This is a genomic window from Maricaulis sp. (genome assembly GCF_048268525.1).
GTDB lineage: Bacteria > Pseudomonadota > Alphaproteobacteria > Caulobacterales > Maricaulaceae > Maricaulis.
The window spans coordinates 23,266-38,394 of the sequence record NZ_JBLWVH010000029.1 but is presented as its reverse complement, the minus strand read 5'-3'; the positions used below and the strand labels follow the sequence as shown (position 1 = coordinate 38,394).

At 62.9% G+C, this 15,129-nt stretch carries 15 protein-coding genes and 1 riboswitch; of the genes, 4 read left to right on the top strand and 11 right to left on the bottom strand.

The genetic code is table 11. The annotated features are described in order from the left end of the window. Positions 1-117 precede the first annotated feature (117 nt). Positions 118-522: a DUF4345 domain-containing protein gene (locus ACN0X9_RS13500; protein ID WP_417488086.1), complete on the bottom strand. Its 405-nt coding sequence runs from the start codon at positions 520-522 to the stop codon at positions 118-120. A 139-nt stretch (positions 523-661) separates the two neighbouring features. On the opposite strand from ACN0X9_RS13500, the gene ACN0X9_RS13495 reads away from it, so the two are divergent. Continuing rightward, a complete protein-coding gene (locus ACN0X9_RS13495; protein ID WP_417488085.1) occupies positions 662-1,624 on the top strand; it encodes an AraC family transcriptional regulator in 963 nt (320 codons plus the stop codon). Here ACN0X9_RS13495 and ACN0X9_RS13490 read toward each other — a convergent pair whose 3' ends face one another. From ACN0X9_RS13490 to ACN0X9_RS13450, 9 genes are all read right to left on the bottom strand, one after another. Continuing rightward, the gene (locus ACN0X9_RS13490; protein ID WP_417488084.1) at positions 1,625-1,930 is read right to left on the bottom strand and encodes a hypothetical protein; all 306 of its coding nucleotides are present in this window, start codon (positions 1,928-1,930) and stop codon (positions 1,625-1,627) included. It abuts the gene before it with no gap. A gap of 316 nt (positions 1,931-2,246) precedes the next feature. Beyond that, complete coding sequence (gcvPB, locus tag ACN0X9_RS13485; RefSeq protein WP_417488083.1) at positions 2,247-3,812, bottom strand: aminomethyl-transferring glycine dehydrogenase subunit GcvPB; 1,566 nt, start codon at positions 3,810-3,812, stop codon at positions 2,247-2,249. Between the two features lie 2 nt (positions 3,813-3,814). Continuing rightward, positions 3,815-5,158, bottom strand: coding sequence for an aminomethyl-transferring glycine dehydrogenase subunit GcvPA (gene gcvPA, locus ACN0X9_RS13480; protein ID WP_417488082.1), 1,344 nt, complete (start codon positions 5,156-5,158; stop codon positions 3,815-3,817). Next, positions 5,158-5,574, bottom strand: a complete 417-nt coding sequence (locus ACN0X9_RS13475) for a hypothetical protein (protein ID WP_417488081.1) — start codon at positions 5,572-5,574, stop codon at positions 5,158-5,160. Before ACN0X9_RS13475 ends, gcvPA begins: the two co-directional genes overlap by 1 nt. Positions 5,575-5,585: 11 nt before the next feature. Then, the gene (gcvH, locus tag ACN0X9_RS13470) at positions 5,586-5,951 is read right to left on the bottom strand and encodes a glycine cleavage system protein GcvH (RefSeq protein ID WP_417488080.1); all 366 of its coding nucleotides are present in this window, start codon (positions 5,949-5,951) and stop codon (positions 5,586-5,588) included. Positions 5,952-5,987: 36 nt separating this feature from the next. After that, positions 5,988-7,085, bottom strand: coding sequence for a glycine cleavage system aminomethyltransferase GcvT (gene gcvT / locus ACN0X9_RS13465; RefSeq protein WP_417488079.1), 1,098 nt, complete (start codon positions 7,083-7,085; stop codon positions 5,988-5,990). Between the two features lie 180 nt (positions 7,086-7,265). Further along, positions 7,266-7,355: riboswitch (glycine riboswitch) on the bottom strand. A 98-nt stretch (positions 7,356-7,453) separates the two neighbouring features. Continuing rightward, on the bottom strand, positions 7,454-7,843 hold the full coding sequence (locus ACN0X9_RS13460) for a hypothetical protein (protein WP_417488078.1): 390 nt from the start codon (positions 7,841-7,843) through the stop codon (positions 7,454-7,456). Between the two features lie 74 nt (positions 7,844-7,917). After that, positions 7,918-9,684, bottom strand: a complete 1,767-nt coding sequence (argS, locus tag ACN0X9_RS13455; RefSeq protein ID WP_417488077.1) for an arginine--tRNA ligase — start codon at positions 9,682-9,684, stop codon at positions 7,918-7,920. Positions 9,685-9,688: 4 nt separating this feature from the next. Further along, the gene (locus ACN0X9_RS13450) at positions 9,689-10,267 is read right to left on the bottom strand and encodes a hypothetical protein (protein WP_417488076.1); all 579 of its coding nucleotides are present in this window, start codon (positions 10,265-10,267) and stop codon (positions 9,689-9,691) included. A gap of 113 nt (positions 10,268-10,380) precedes the next feature. Between ACN0X9_RS13450 and ispH the strand changes: the two genes are divergently transcribed. Genes ispH through rnhA form a run of 3 tightly spaced genes read left to right on the top strand, consistent with a single transcriptional unit; the run spans position 10,381 to position 12,208 of the window. Then, positions 10,381-11,337, top strand: a complete 957-nt coding sequence (gene ispH / locus ACN0X9_RS13445) for a 4-hydroxy-3-methylbut-2-enyl diphosphate reductase (protein ID WP_417488075.1) — start codon at positions 10,381-10,383, stop codon at positions 11,335-11,337. Between the two features lie 11 nt (positions 11,338-11,348). Next, a complete protein-coding gene (locus tag ACN0X9_RS13440) occupies positions 11,349-11,768 on the top strand; it encodes a DUF1801 domain-containing protein (RefSeq protein WP_417488074.1) in 420 nt (139 codons plus the stop codon). Further along, positions 11,765-12,208 carry a ribonuclease HI gene (rnhA, locus tag ACN0X9_RS13435; RefSeq protein WP_417488073.1) on the top strand — a complete coding sequence of 148 codons (444 nt, stop codon included), beginning with the start codon at positions 11,765-11,767 and terminating at the stop codon, positions 12,206-12,208. Before ACN0X9_RS13440 ends, rnhA begins: the two co-directional genes overlap by 4 nt. Here the strand turns inward: rnhA and ACN0X9_RS13430 are convergent. Further along, the gene (locus tag ACN0X9_RS13430; protein WP_417488072.1) at positions 12,205-15,021 is read right to left on the bottom strand and encodes an ATP-binding protein; all 2,817 of its coding nucleotides are present in this window, start codon (positions 15,019-15,021) and stop codon (positions 12,205-12,207) included. The genes rnhA and ACN0X9_RS13430 overlap by 4 nt on opposite strands. Between the last annotated feature and the right edge of the window lie 108 nt (positions 15,022-15,129).

The window sequence follows — 15,129 nt, the reverse complement described above, 5'->3', positions numbered from 1 at the left end:
TGAACTAGGCCGTCCGCACATTGGCTGGGCACAAGAAGGGCCGCAGCGACTGCTGCGGGCCTTTTCGTTTGCCTGTGAGGGAAAGAACAGGGATCGGGCCAGGGATCGGGCCCGGCGTCAGGCCGACGCGCCGGAGCGATTGCGGACCATGAGCAGGCCCAGCGCCAGCACCCCGATCCCCCACTCGATCAACATGGCCAGGACCAGCGAGTCGGACGGTATGCCGTCCAGCGCAAGGCTGGCCACACGGCCAACGCCATAGCCGAGAAAGACCAGAACCGTCAGCTGCAAGGCGGCGGTCGCCCATTTCAGCCAAGTCGATCCGGCCAACCCGACCAGCCCGGTCAACACCAGGAGCCCGGCCGGGGCGCGGATCTCGCTGAGCTGGCTGGCTCCGCCATCCAGGACCAGCCCGGATCCGGCATAGAGCGCTTGCGGGTCGAGCAGCAGGATGGCGCCAATCAGCAGGGCGGCCAGCCCGGCCAGCGCGAGAACGATACGGGTCATCAGGTTTGCAGTCATCAGGATCTCCTTTAGCCAGACTTGCTTGTCCATCGTTGTGACGCGCCTGATGCAGGATTTTAATTGCAGTATGACCGGATTTTTTGACCAATCGTCCAAAGCACTGGATTTTCGTCGATAGCCTGGCCAAGCTGGGACCATGTCCGGTCCGACCCTCATCATCGATGACACCCACACCCCCCTGGCGCTCGCCCTGCAGGCCCTGCAACTGTCCGGCACGCTGTACTGTCAAGGCGTGATGACGGCGCCCTGGGGCATTGATGTGCCCTCGCTCGACGATCAGGTGGGCCTGCTCATCATCACCGCCGGCACGGCCCATCTGGCGACGGCGACGGATGAGACCCGCCTTTTGCAGCCGGGCAGCCTCACCCTTTTGACGCGCGGCCAGCCCATGCAGCTGGCCAGTGCGCCAAACGCCAGCCTGACCGCGCTCGATGATTTACCGGTAGAACCCGTCACCCGCCGCTTCGAGCGCGTTTTCCATGGCGGCGGCGGGGCCGAAACGCGCTTCACCTTTGCTCTCATGAAGATCGAGGACCCGACCACCCGGCAGCTGTTTCGCGAACTGCCGGAGAGTATCGAAGTCAATGGCTGGGATGCGCCGGTCGAGACCTGGCTGCGCTCGACCGTGCAGCTGATCAGCGAGGAGGCGCGTCTGATGCGACCGGGCAGCGAGACGCTGATTACCCGGCTCGCCGACATTCTGGTGATCCAGCTGATTCGCCGCTGGCTTGAACAGGCCGAACGGGGCGAGCGCGGCTGGCTCGCCGCCCTTCACGAGCCGGGCCTTGGACGCGCCCTCGCCGCCATCCACACGGACACGTCGACCCATTGGACACTCGACAGCCTGGCCGGCATCGCTGCCATGTCACGTTCGGCCTTTTGCGCCCGCTTCACGGCGATGCTGGACACCGCTCCGATGAAATATGTCACCCGGCACCGACTGGCCCGCGCCCGCGAAGCCCTCGTGCAGACGCAGGACAGCCTCGCCGATATCAGCGAACGGTACGGCTACGGCTCCGATGCGGCCTTCAGCCGCGCCTTCAGGAAATACTATGGAATGGCGCCCGGGCGGATGCGGGCCGGTCGTCAGCCGGACTGACTACTCAGCCGGGTCGGCGTCTTTCTCGCCGAACGCCCAGCGCACGCGCTTCCACAGCCACGGCACCTTGCGCAGAAGTTCGGTGATCTTGGCGTGCAGGGTCTTCGACGCACCGGCGACTAGAACCAGTCCGAACAGGCCGACAAAGGCCCCGATCGGGACCAGCGGGAAGGGGGTGAGGATCGCGACGGGAACCGAGATCACCATCAGCAGCAAGCCGACGGCGATACAGATGCCACGGATGATCAGCACCACGAAGGCGCCAATCGGATGGCTTCTCGCCCAACCGTTCAGGCTCTCATTCATTGCTGCGACCATCTCCAACCCCGTCCGTCGGGGCGCATCTCCGATATGGGATGCGCGGACGGACAGACAACCATAAACGCGTAAACATCACCCCAATGCGAGACAAAAGCGCCGAAATTCAGGCGCGCCCATCAGTCGGCGGCAAGATGTTGCATCTGCGCACCGGTTTCGTGAACCGGCTTTACAGGACAGGGCCATCCACCCCACCCTGATCGCCGGAACCTCCTGCAGCTCTGACGATGCGCATAAATTAATCGGATTAGGGTCATCCTGTCATCCGGGACCACGCAGTGCGTGGTCCCGGATGCCGGAATCGTTACTCGGCAGCTTGTTCCGATGGTGTCCAGCGCAGGACCGGCTGGCGTGCGGCGCGGGTTTCGTCGAGGCGCTTGGTCGGAGCGTGGACCGGCGCCGCCAGGAAGCGGCCTGTATCACCCGCCTTGGCCGCGGTCGCGAGCGCATCGAGGACCTCGATAAAGCGGTCGAGACCACTCATCGACTCCGTCTCGGTCGGCTCGATCAGCATGGCCCCGTGAACGACCAGCGGGAAATACATGGTCATCGGATGATAGCCCTCATCGATCATCGCCTTGGCAAAATCGAGCGTGGTGACGCCGGTATCCTTGAGGAAGCGATCATCGAACAGGGCCTCGTGCATGCAAGTGCCCTCGAAGGCCACGGTCATGACATGGCTGAGGCGGGCCTGGATGTAGTTGGCGTTGAGGACGGCATCCTCGGCAACCTGTTTCAGGCCATCCGAGCCATGGCTCATCATGTAGGTCAGGGCGCGCGTGAACATGCCCATCTGGCCGTGGAAGGCCGCCATGCGGCCAAAGGGCGACCCCTCGGCCTCGTCCATATGCTCGACCAGGTCCCAGCCATCCTTGTCTGTTGCGACGACGTAAGGCACCGGCGCGAAGGGGGCCAGCGCGTCAGACAGCACGGTCGGACCGGAACCCGGGCCACCGCCGCCATGCGGGGTGGAGAAGGTTTTGTGCAGGTTGATGTGCATGGCATCGACGCCGAGATCGCCCGGGCGGACCCGGCCGACAATGGCGTTGAAATTGGCACCGTCGCAGTAGAAATAGCCGCCCGCCTCGTGGATCAAATCGGCGATCTCGCGAATGTCGCGTTCAAACAGGCCGCACGTGTTGGGATTGGTCAGCATGATGCCAGCGACATCATCACCGAGCTTGGCCTTGAAGGCCTCCATGTCGACACGGCCGGTCGCATCGGCCGGGATCTCGTCGACCGTGAAACCACACTGAACGGCGGTCGCCGGATTGGTGCCGTGCGCGCTTTCCGGCACCAGGACACGGCGGCGTTGGGTCTGGCCATCGGCGTCGAGCCGAGCACGGATCGCCATCATGCCGCAGAATTCGCCATGGGCGCCGGCTTTCGGCGACAGGGCGACCGCGGGCATGTTGGTCAGCGTCATCAGCCAATGGGCCAGCTCGCCCATCACCTGATAGGCGCCCTGCACCGTCGAGGCTGGCTGCAGCGGATGCACATCGGCAAAGCCCGGCATCCGGGCGACCTTCTCGTTGAGGCGCGGATTGTGCTTCATCGTGCACGAGCCGAGCGGGTAAAGGCCCAGATCGATGGCGTAATTCTTCCGGCTCAGGCGCACATAGTGGCGCATCGTTTCCGGCTCGGCGAGACCGGGCAGGCCGATCGCGTCCTTGCGCTCGAGACCGCCCAAGCGGGTCTTGAGCCCCTTGGGTTCGGGCAGGTCGACACCGCAGCGATCCATGTCACCGCGCTCGAAGATTAACGGTTCGGCCTGGTCGAGACCCCGGCTGCCGGAAATTGTGTCGGCATAGCCGCCGGTGGCGATATTCTCGGCCATGCGGGTGGGGCGTCCTTGGGTGTTCATCGACATGATCAGAGCACTCCCGCGAGGGCCTTGGCGAAGACGGCGATGTCTTCCGGCGTGTTGGTTTCGGTGGCGGCGACGATGAGATAATTCTCGAACCGGCCCGGATAGAGGCGGCTGGCTGGCACCCCGCCTAGCACGCCGAAGCGCGCCAGGTCATTGACCACCTGGTCGGCATTCTTCGGCAGCAGGATGGTGAACTCGTTGAAGAAAGTCTCATTGACCAGTTCGACACCCGGGATCGAGGACAGCGCATCGGCCAGCTCGCAAGCGGTCTCGTGATTGAGACGGGCAAGCTGAGTCAGGCCCTTCTCACCCAGCAGCGTCATGTGGATGGTCCAGGCCAGCGAGCACAGGCCGGCATTGGTGCAGATATTCGAGGTCGCCTTGTCGCGCCGGATATGTTGCTCGCGGGTCGACAGGGTCAGGACATAGCCGCGGCGACCATCGGCATCGATGGTCTCGCCGGCCAGGCGACCCGGCATCTGGCGGATAAAGCGACGGTCGTCCTTGCAGGCAAAGAGGCCGACATAGGGACCACCGAAATTCAGGCCGACACCAATCGACTGGCCCTCACCCACGGCAATATCCGCACCCATATTGCCCGGCGCTTCAACCAGACCCAGTGACACGGCTTCGGTGAAGACGGCGATGACGAGAGCACCCTTTTCATGGGCGATCCGCGAGACTTCACGCAAATCGTGCAGGCGACCGAATATGTCCGGCGTCTGGATAACCACACAGGCCGTCGTGTCATCGATCTCGGCAATCACGGCATCCAGATCGGCCGGGGCCGCATCAGTAACGGTGATTGAGACATCAGAATACTTGGCCAGCGTCTGCGAGGCCTCAACATAATGCGGATGGACCGAACCGGCCATCACGGCCTTGGTCCGCCGCGTCACGCGGGCCGCCATCATGACCGCCTCGGCGCAGGCCGTGGAACCGTCATACATGGAGGCATTGGCGACATCCATGCCGGTCAGGAGCGCGACCTGGGTCTGGAATTCAAACAGGGTCTGCAAGGTCCCCTGGGAGATTTCCGGCTGGTAGGGCGTGTAGGCCGTCAGGAATTCGGAGCGCTGGATCAGATGATCCACGGTCGCCGGGACATGGTGCTTGTAAGCGCCCGCTCCCACAAAGAAGGGCGCCTGGCTGGCCGCGACATTGCGCGACGACATGGCCGCCATGGCGCGTTCGACCTGCAGCTCGGTCTGCTTGGTCGGCAGGTCAACCAGACCATCCAGGCGGGCCGCTTCCGGCACATCGGTGAAGAGATCATCGATGGAAGCCACGCCGATCGCATCGAGCATGGCCTTCCGGTCGGTATCTGTGTGGGGGAGGTATCGCATCAGGCTTTCCTGCGCAGAGAGTTGAACCAGTCAAGAAGCGGCTTGTGGCCACCGAGGACGATGGTGATGGTAATGACGGGAATGAGGATGGCGGTCGTGAGCGCGAGACCATACCAGCCGGCCTCGACTGTCATGGCCCCGAACAGATAGACGCAGACAGCAATCACAGCGAAAAAAGCCGCCGCCACAGTCATTTGCGTTGCCCAGCTGACAGAACGGCCAACCCGCCCGAGGCGCTCCTGTCCAAACACATCGATCGCTGCCCTGATCACGATCGATGCCAGCAGCGCTATGGCGCCGCCAGCAAAGACCAATTGGAAACGCGTTGCGTCCTCGTCCCAGATCCAGCGGATCGACAGGAAAAGCATCAACGCATAAGGCAGGACCTGCTTGCTGAACTGACGGAGCTTCCCCATCCAGTCGTCCTTTACGCCGTATGTGCGCTGTACGCGGCTTCGTCCATCAGGCCTTCGAGCTGGGCGGCGTTTGCGAGCTTGATCTTGACGAACCAGCCCTCGCCGGTGGCGTCTTCATTGACCTTGGCCGGCTCGCCTTCGAGCGCGTCATTGATGGCGGTGATCTCACCATCGACCGGGGCATAGACCTCAGAGGCGGCCTTCACCGATTCGACGACAGCGAACTCGTCGCCCTTGGCGAGGGTCTTGCCGACTTCCGGCAGTTCGACAAACACAACATCGCCGAGCTGGCCGGCAGCGAAAGCGGTGATGCCGACGGTGGCGATATCGCCGTCAACGGTGATCCATTCATGGTCTTCGGTGTAACGTGTGGTCATGGGTTTATCTCCTGCCCCTGATAGGAAAACCGGGCCTCAGCCCCGATAGAAATTCGCCGGTACGAACGGCAGTTTGGTGATGGTGGCGGCGCGCGGCTTGCCGCGCACGAGGATGTCGACCTCGGTGCCCGGTGCCATGAAATCGCGGTTCACATAGCCCATGGCGACCGGACCGTTCACGGTCGGGCCGAAGCCGCCGGAGGTGACGATGCCGATGATATTGCCCGACTTGTCGGCGATCTCGGCGCCTTCGCGGGCCGGAGCGCCGGTCAGTGTAAGGCCGACCCGCTTCTGGCAGGCCTTCTCTTCGATCTGCTTTGCGATCACGTCGGCGCCGGGGAAATTCCCGCGCTCGCGGCGCGTCTTGGCCAGGGCCCAGATCAGGGAGGCTTCGACCGCGGTGCGGTTTTCGTCCATGTCGTGGCCATAAAGGCAAAGTCCGGCTTCCAGACGCAGGCTGTCGCGGGCGCCAAGGCCGATGGCAGCCACTTCATCCTGGGCCAGCAGCAGGCGGGCAATGCGGTCAGCCTCGGCCTCCGGGATGGAAATCTCGAACCCGTCTTCACCGGTATAGCCCGAGCGCGACATCATCACCTCGACACCGTCCAGCGTGAACACGCCGCACTGCATGAAGACCATCTTGCAGGCCTGAGGGCAGAGCCGCGCCATGACCTCTTTCGCCGCCGGTCCCTGCAGCGCCAGAAGCGCGCGCTCGGGAATGCGGGTCAGTGTGCCCTTGCCGGCGGTCGCGGCTTCGATATGCGCGAAATCGGCGTCCTTGGTCGCAGCGTTCACGACCAGATAAATGCCATTGCCATCGGGGCGTGAGACCATCAGGTCATCGCGGATACCGCCGCGCTCATTGGGCAAGAGGGTGTATTTCTGTTCGCCGGCCCCGATCTCGGAGAGGTCGCAGGTCAAAAGCGCTTCCAGCGCCGCCTCCTCACCGACATAGCGCGCCTGTCCCATATGGGAGACGTCGAACAGGCCGGCCTGTTCGCGGCAATGCTTGTGCTCGCCCATGATGCCGAGCGGATATTGGACCGGCATGTCATAGCCGGCAAACGGCACCATCTTGCCGCCAAGTTCGACATGGAGGGCGTGGAGCGGTGTCTTGTGAAGCGTTTCGGTCATTTCGGGTCCTTGCAGAGGCGCGATCCTGCACGCCCGGCAAGGCCTGCAAGCTGATCGCCCCCGCTGTCCCGAATACCTGAGAGATTCCGTGCGAGCCTTCATGCCCCCCGATCGGGACCGGCCGCACTTGCTCCGTCGGTGGGGCGAAGGCTTTGATCCCTCACCCGCTTTCCAGCGTTTGTCTCTCCCGCGGTCCCTTGGCCTGAGCGTTTCCGGGGCGGTTGCGCCTTCGGCGCCGGCATATTCGCCGGTCTCTCCCGCGGGGAGTTTGGTCCCGCCAGACCCGGTTTCACGCAGGCTTGGCAATTGCGGCGGACTCTATGAGTCCGCGCCCGAGAGTCAATGTCACGCGGCGGTTAATTCGCGCGTTATTCGCCCTGATAGGCGAGGCTAAGGCACATGCTCAGGCCGGTCTGAAGCGCTGGCTGGATCGCCGACTGCTCCTCAGGATCCAGAGCCGTGACCTCGGTCGCAGCGGCATCACGCGCGGCCTCCCAGTCGTCAATCATGCCTTCGTCCTGGATCGCCCCTTGCGACCCAAGCGCGATCACACGATAGGCCGCGGGCGACAGACCCGCACTCAACGCACCGTCAAGACAGCTGCAAAAGGCGTCATGATCGGACGGCGTGCCCCCGGACCGGCGCATTTGCTGGACCTGACAGGATTGCTGCATCCAGGCGGAGAATTGCTCCGGATCATCAGGAAATTCGGTCGCGGCAAGGCCGGCAAGACTGGCTATTAGACTGAAAATCATCATGGGTCTCCTCAATGGACAAAGAGCAGTTTACCGTATGATGCTGCGCTTGCCCTCCCCTGTTTCGGGGAAGAGCCCTACATCCGCTCCGGCGCTTCCAAACCGAGCAAGCCCAAACATAGCTCGAGCTGTTTCAGCGTCGCCTGGGCGAGGGCCAGGCGTGAGGCTTTCACATTGTCTTCCTCGGCCACAAGGACCGGGCAGGCGGAATAGAATTTCGAGAAGGCCTGGGCCAGCGTGAAGGCGTGGTCGCACAGCGCGTTGGGGGCGCGATTGTCGGCGGCATTGTCGAGGGCGGCGCTGAAAGCGTCGAGGCAGAGCACCAGATCGCGTTCTTCCTGGGCGTCGACAAGGATTTTGCCCGGCGTCACGCCGGCCTCGGCGGCACGGCGCATCAGGGATTTCACCCGCACGGCGGCGTAGAGGAGATAGGGGCCGGTCTTGCCTTCAAAACTGGTGAAACGATCCAGGTCAAAGACGTAATTGGTGGTGCGGTAGTTTTGCAGATCGGCGAATTTGATCGCGGCCAGCCCGACCTTGCGGGCGACGCGGTCATGCTCTTCAGCGCCGACATCGGCAGCCAGGCCCGCCTCCTTGAGGCGTTCATCGGCCCGTTCAATAGCGCTGGAGATCAGGTCGGCGAGACGGAAAGTCCCGCCATCGCGGGTGCGCAGACGCTTGCCGTCTGTCCCGTTCACCGTGCCGAACTTCACATGCTCCAGCGCGCCCGCCTCGGCGAGGCCTGCTTTTTCGGCGGCGCGGAAGACCTGCTCGAAATGATCACCCTGGGCCAGGTCGACGACATAGAGGGTCAGGTCCGGACCGACCGACTGCTTGCGATCGAGAATAGTGGCCAGATCCGTTGTGCCGTACAGCGCCGCGCCGGTCTTGGAGACCAGGATCAGGGGCGCCAGCTCTTTCTTGTCACCGTCGCGGGCAACGCGGACGATCAAGGCGCCCTCGCTCTCCTCGGCAACGCCGCGGGCCTTGAAGTCCTCGACCAGGCCGGGAATCAGGGGATCGACATCGCTTTCGCCCTTCCACAGGTCGAAATGAACGCCCAGTGCGCCGAAATCGCGTTTCAGGGCTGCCACCGAGACATCGATGAAATGGCGCAGCAAGGCTCGATATCCGGGCCGACCGGCCTGCAGCTCGGCGGTTGCGGTACGCGAGACCTCGAGTCGCTCCGGGTCGGCCTTGGCCTTGACCGAAGCCTGCGGGTAAAGGCGAGCGAGATCCTCGATCGTGACCGGCGGTTCGGACGGGTAGCCGTCGGTGATATCGGAATCGAAATAGACGAGGTCCGGCTGTTCTTCGCGTAGCTCGGTGATCAAATGGCCCATCTGCAGACCCCAATCACCCAGATGAATGTCCGATACAACGGTGTCACCGCGGAAACGGAAAAGGCGTTGCAGGCTGTCGCCGAGCACGGAGGAGCGCAGATGTCCGACATGCATCGGCTTGGCGACATTCGGTCCACCAAAATCGATCATTACCGTCTTCGGCGCATCGGTTCTGGGGGCACCGGCGCGGTCATCGCTGGCGATGTCCGCCGCACGTTCGCCATAAAGATGTTCGGCCGGACGCAGATTGATAAAACCGGGGCCGGCAATCTCGGCGGCACCGATCTGCGGGATGCCGTGCAGCGCCTCGATCAGCTTGGCCGCCAGTTCGCGCGGATTGGTCTTGGCCTGTTTGGCCGCCGGCATGGCGCCATTGCACTGGAAAGGAAAGACTTCCGGCTTCTGTTTGGACGGTGTCACACGGCCCAGCTCGCGCGGAAGCCCCTGGGAAGCAAACGCGTCGCCCAGCGCTGCGCTGAGCTGATCGGCAATAGACGGCATGGGATCAGTCCTGGCCGGCTGCCACGCGGAAACGCTGGCCGGAGCGGTTGAAGGCGAGTTGTTCCTCGGTCAGCTCGAAGCCGACCAGGATTTCGAAATTGACGCCCGACGTGCCTTCGTCGGCGCGCGGGATGGAAATCGCGTCGATCGTCTCGGTGCGATAAACCCTGTCCCGACCGGCCGGGAACCGAATGCTGACCGGGAAGACTTCCTTGGCCATCACGGCCATATCACGACGCGTTACGGCGACAAAAAACTCGTACGTCTTCACATCGCCTTGCGCAGCCGGCCCTCGACCAAAGCCGAAATCAATTTCCAGATTGGCTAGGATCGGACGTTCGCCGTAATAGCTGCACAGCGACCGCACAGCCAGGATCTCGCCGGTAAAGCCCACATTCTCGTAGACCACTTCGTTATTGCGCAGCTCGACGATCCGGTGTGCGTCATACAGTGACAGGGCTGACGGGCACGGGCCGATATTCGGTTCCGGGTTAGACAGTGCTTCCTGTACGCTTTGGCAGGAGGTCAGCAGGCCCGCCATTGCGGCGATGGCGGCGAGAGTACGCACGGATTTCAACGACATTATGTACTACCTGTCCTGGAAGCAGTCCCGGCCGCTGGCTTGGGACCGGGCTCTTTGTTACGACGGTCATACGATGGCGATGCCGCTTCCGCAACGCCATCGCTGAAGGAGAGATGAGCGTGACAGCGACACCCCGCCCCCCGCTAACCATCCTGCGCGCGGCACCGCGCGGCTTCTGTGCCGGTGTAGACCGTGCGATCCAGATCGTGGAGCGCGCGATCGAGCGCTTCGGCGCCCCGGTCTACGTACGTCACGAGATTGTTCACAACCGGCATGTGGTAGAACGCCTGGAGGCCCTGGGCGCGGTTTTCGTGGAGGAGCTCGACGAGTGTCCGACGGATCGCCCGGTGGTGTTTTCCGCACACGGCGTCGCCAAGGCCGTTCCCGCCGAGGCCGAGCGCCGGGAGATGATGTATGTGGACGCGACCTGCCCGCTTGTGTCGAAGGTCCATGTCGAGGCCGAGCGGCATTTTGCGAATGGCGACGAAATCATTCTGATCGGTCATGCCGGTCACCCCGAGGTGGTAGGCACAATGGGACAGTTGCCTGAAGGCGCGATCACCCTGGTCGAGACCATGGCCGACGTTGAGCGGTTCAAGCCAAAGGACCCGAAGCGGATCGCGTTCGTCACCCAGACGACTCTCTCGGTCGACGACACATCGGCCATCGTCACCGCGTTGCAGGACCGCTTTCCGGAGATGAAGGCCCCGCACAAGGAAGACATCTGTTATGCGACGACCAACCGGCAGGCCGCGGTCAAGGCGATGGCGCCACGCAGCGACATCGTTTTCGTGATCGGATCGCCGAACTCGTCGAATTCGGTCAGGCTGGTCGAGGTCGCGCAACGCGCCGGCGCGGGCGCTGCCGCCCTTGTTTCCTGTGCGTCCGATGTCGACTGGCAGGCGCTCGGCTCAATTCGCACCATTGGCATCACGGCGGGCGCTTCGGCACCTGAGGATCTGGTGGAAGGCCTGATCGAGGCCTTCCGGTCCCGCTTTGACGTCCGACTGGAAGATATACGCGTGACGGACGAGGATGTGGTGTTCAAACTGCCTCGCGCCGTAGCCTGAGGATAGACGCCATGTCCGAGAACAAAACCAAGCCGACGACCGCATCTCCGGCCGACTTCATTGCCACAATCGAGCACCCGACCCGACGCGCCGACGCCGAGACCATTCTGGCCGTCATGCAACGCATCACCGGTTGGGAGCCGCGCATGTGGGGCCCGTCGATCGTCGGCTTCGGTGAATACCACTACAAGTATGAGAGCGGTCGCGAAGGCGACTTCATGCGCACCGGTTTCTCTCCTCGCAAGGCCAATCTCGTCCTCTACATCATTCCCGGCTACAGCGATTATGCTGACAAGCTGGCCCGCCTCGGCAAGCACAAGCTCGGCAAGTCCTGCCTGTACATCAACAAGCTGGCCGACATCGACATGGACGTGCTCGAAGAGATCATCCAGGCCGGCCTCGACGACATGGCAAAGAAGTATCCGCTTTGAGCACCATCACCATCCATACCGATGGCGCCTGTTCCGGTAATCCCGGTCCCGGCGGCTGGGGGGCCATCCTGGAATGGAATGGTCACCGCAAGGAGCTGAAGGGCGGCGAGGCCGATACCACCAATAACCGCATGGAAATGATGGCCGCAATCCAGGCGCTGGAAGCCCTCAAGAAGGCCGACCGCTCGGTGATCCTGATTACCGACAGCGTCTACCTGCGCGACGGGATCACCAAGTGGATCCACGGCTGGAAGAAGCGCGGCTGGAAAACCGCCGACAAGAAGCCGGTCAAGAATGTCGATTTGTGGCAACGACTTGATGAGCTGACGCGGTCGCACACCATCGACTGGCGCTGGGTGAAAGGGCATGCGGGCGATCCGGGCAATGAACGCGCCGACGAACTGGCGCGCGAAGGCCTCTCCGAGGCGCGTGGCCGCTAAGCGCCGGCCTCGGTCACGTCGTCGTCCGCCGCCGTCGGCATTTCCCGGTTCAACGCTTCCAGCACCTCGGCCAGATCCAGTGGCTTGGTGAAATAGCCCGTCGCCCCGATCGTCTGGCACAATTCCCGCGTAGCGCGGGTCGCATCGGCGGTCAGCGCGAAGAGCGGGATATCGGCCCAGGGCTCGCCTGACGCGCGGATGCGCCGGATCGCTTCGTCACCGGCCATGACCGGCATCTGTATGTCCATCATCACCGCATCGAAATGCTCGGTCTCAAGTGCCTGCAGCGCTTCCGCCCCATTGCTCGCTGTCTCGACCTCGAACTTGTTGTGCTTTAGCAGGGCCGCAATAACCAGGAGATTGGCCTCCACATCATCGACCAGAAGAACGTGGCGCCCGGCCCCTGCGCGTTTCAGCGATGACGGACGGGCCGGCATTGTCTTGTCCGCGGCAACGGCATCATCCGCGAGCAGTGGCAGTCGGAACCAGAAAACGGATCCGGCTCCCACTTCACTCTCGACCCCGATCTCGCCGCCCATAAGGCCGACAAGTTCGCGGCAGATGGCCAGTCCCAGTCCGGAACCGCCATAGCGCCGCGTTGTGGACGCGTCGGCCTGGGCGAAACGGTCAAACACGCTGGCAAGCTTGTCAGAGGGAATGCCCGGACCGGTATCGCGGATACGGAACTCGACCTGGGACGGGCTCGCCGCCTTGATTTCAACGCAGACCTGCCCGTCTGCCGTGAACTTCACGGCATTGCCGACGATATTGATCAGGACCTGCCGCAAACGCTTCTCATCGCCGACAACGCGACCACCCAGCTCTGTTGGGATCGACACATTGAGGTCGAGCCGCTTTTCCTGCGCCCGCAATTGCATCATGTCCCGCACTGTCGAGACCAGATTTCCAAGATCGAACGCCCGCTGCTCCACCTCGATCATGCCGGCTTCAATCTTGGAGATGTCCAGGATGTCGTCGATCAGATCGGCCAAGGCCTGCCCGGAATTCTGGATCGTTTCGACGTTTCTGGCCTGCGCATCGGTCAGGTCGGTCAGTTGCAGGACCTGGGTCATACCCAGCACACCATTCAATGGCGTCCTGATCTCATGACTCATATTGGCGAGGAATTCGGACTTGGCCCGGCTGGCACTCTCGGCCTTCTCCCGGGCCCGGTCGAGGGCGGCAGCCTGCTCAAGATCCGCGGTCACATCCATATGGACACCGGTCAGGATCGACGGCGCGTCGAGTCGTTCCCGATAAACTCCGAACGACCGGATATGGCGGTAACTGCCATCTGTCATGCGATACCGGTATTCGTGGGTGATATGCCCTTTTTTTTCATAGGCATGGGTAAGCGCCGCTGCGATGCTCGCGCGGTCATCGGGATGGATGCGCTGCGACCACTCTTGCGGGGTCGGATTGGGGGCTTCGTCGGGCACATCGAACAGACGGCGGCTTCCCTCATCCCATTGATATTCATTGGTCGGCGGGCAGATATCCCAGACACCGATACCGGAACTCGCGAGGGCAACCTCCAGCCGGGTGCTGATGAGGCGAAGCTCCTCCTCGCGCTTGCGGCGCTCCGATATGTCCTGGAATGAGCCGACGAGGCGGACCGCCTCGCCATCCCTGTAAACCGCCCGTCCAACGGCCCGAACCCAGATGCGCCGCTGCTTGGCGGTAATGAAGGGAAGCTCGAGATCCCAGGGCTCGCCGGATTCCATGCAGGTCTCGACGGCTGCGGAGACTGTTTCGCGCACTTCAGGCGCATAGAAATTGATCGCGGATTCCATGTCGGGGATGAAGTCCGCGTCCACCTCATGGATCTTCCGGGTAATGGCGTCCCAAACCGGGTTTCCGGTCGCCAGATCGACCTCCCAGCTGCCAATTCCGCCCATTTCGGTGACGGCGTACAAACGCTCCAGAAGCGATTCCAGCTGTTTCTGGCTCTCGATCAGACCGGACGACGCCCGTTCCCGCTCCGAGATATCGGTCTCGACCGCCATGAAGCCAGTGCAAGTGCCTGTCGCGTCCATCGTCGGCATCAGCTCGATACGAACCGTGAAGTCCTCACCCGCCTTGTTGCGGTTGACGATATCGACCTCGCACGCGGTCGCCGTCCTGATCGCCTCCGCCATTGTGCGGATCGCTTCGGGATCGGAGCGCTCGCATTGCAGAGCCTCCCCCGGCTTGCGTCCACGCACCTCGTCGAGCGGGTAGCCGGTGAGCCGTTCGAACGCCGGATTGACCCACTCGATCAGGCCGGACCGGTCGGTGATGATCACGGCGTTGTTGGTATGTCGGGCAATGAGCGCCAGCCGCTCCTGTTCGCGCGCTGCGACGCGTTCCCGAATGAGATCCTGAACCATGCCGGCGAGCGATACCAAGCGTGCTCGAGCCGTGTCATCGAGCTCCAGCGGTCCATCGTGGATCGCACAGAGCGTGCCCAGTTTTTCACCGCTGGCCAGGCTTATCGGAACACCGGCATAGCCACGAATGTGCGGAGCGCCAACCACCAGCGGGTTGTCGGCGAAAAGCGGATGCTCACGCGCGTCGGGTACTTCATACAGGCCGTCCTGCCGGATCGCATGGTCGCAAAAGGCGTGGGCTCGAGGCGTCTCGCAGACCGGTATGTTCACGGTCGACTTGAACCACTGCCGGTCGCGATCAACCAGTGACACTGCGGCCATGCTCGCGCCGGTTACGACACAGACCAGATCGGTCAGGGCATCAAACCCGTCCTCGGGATCGCTGTCGAGCAAGCCGAGCGACTGGAGGGCGCCGAGTCGGTCTTCCTCTATGATGTCCGACATTTGGTTCGCCTGCTGTTGGCCTGAGCGCGGTGGGAAAGACCAATACTGGGTCGAAATGGGCAAGAAAACGTAAAGAGCCGCCCGGCGGGGGGCGGCTCTTCATCCGGG

Bases quoted from the DNA above. Each gene is read 5' to 3' on its own strand.
- ACN0X9_RS13440 (WP_417488074.1), top strand. From the start codon at position 11,349: ATGTCCGAGAACAAAACCAAGCCGACGACCGCATCTCCGGCCGACTTC.
- gcvH (WP_417488080.1), bottom strand. From the start codon at position 5,951: ATGACCACACGTTACACCGAAGACCATGAATGGATCACCGTTGACGGC.
- argS (WP_417488077.1), bottom strand. From the start codon at position 9,684: ATGCCGTCTATTGCCGATCAGCTCAGCGCAGCGCTGGGCGACGCGTTT.
- ACN0X9_RS13490 (WP_417488084.1), bottom strand. From the start codon at position 1,930: ATGAATGAGAGCCTGAACGGTTGGGCGAGAAGCCATCCGATTGGCGCC.
- ispH (WP_417488075.1), top strand. From the start codon at position 10,381: ATGAGCGTGACAGCGACACCCCGCCCCCCGCTAACCATCCTGCGCGCG.
- gcvT (WP_417488079.1), bottom strand. From the start codon at position 7,085: ATGACCGAAACGCTTCACAAGACACCGCTCCACGCCCTCCATGTCGAA.
- ACN0X9_RS13430 (WP_417488072.1), bottom strand. From the start codon at position 15,021: ATGTCGGACATCATAGAGGAAGACCGACTCGGCGCCCTCCAGTCGCTC.
- gcvPA (WP_417488082.1), bottom strand. From the start codon at position 5,158: ATGCGATACCTCCCCCACACAGATACCGACCGGAAGGCCATGCTCGAT.
- ACN0X9_RS13475 (WP_417488081.1), bottom strand. From the start codon at position 5,574: ATGGGGAAGCTCCGTCAGTTCAGCAAGCAGGTCCTGCCTTATGCGTTG.
- ACN0X9_RS13495 (WP_417488085.1), top strand. From the start codon at position 662: ATGTCCGGTCCGACCCTCATCATCGATGACACCCACACCCCCCTGGCG.
- ACN0X9_RS13500 (WP_417488086.1), bottom strand. From the start codon at position 522: ATGACTGCAAACCTGATGACCCGTATCGTTCTCGCGCTGGCCGGGCTG.
- ACN0X9_RS13460 (WP_417488078.1), bottom strand. From the start codon at position 7,843: ATGATGATTTTCAGTCTAATAGCCAGTCTTGCCGGCCTTGCCGCGACC.
- ACN0X9_RS13450 (WP_417488076.1), bottom strand. From the start codon at position 10,267: ATGTCGTTGAAATCCGTGCGTACTCTCGCCGCCATCGCCGCAATGGCG.
- gcvPB (WP_417488083.1), bottom strand. From the start codon at position 3,812: ATGTCGATGAACACCCAAGGACGCCCCACCCGCATGGCCGAGAATATC.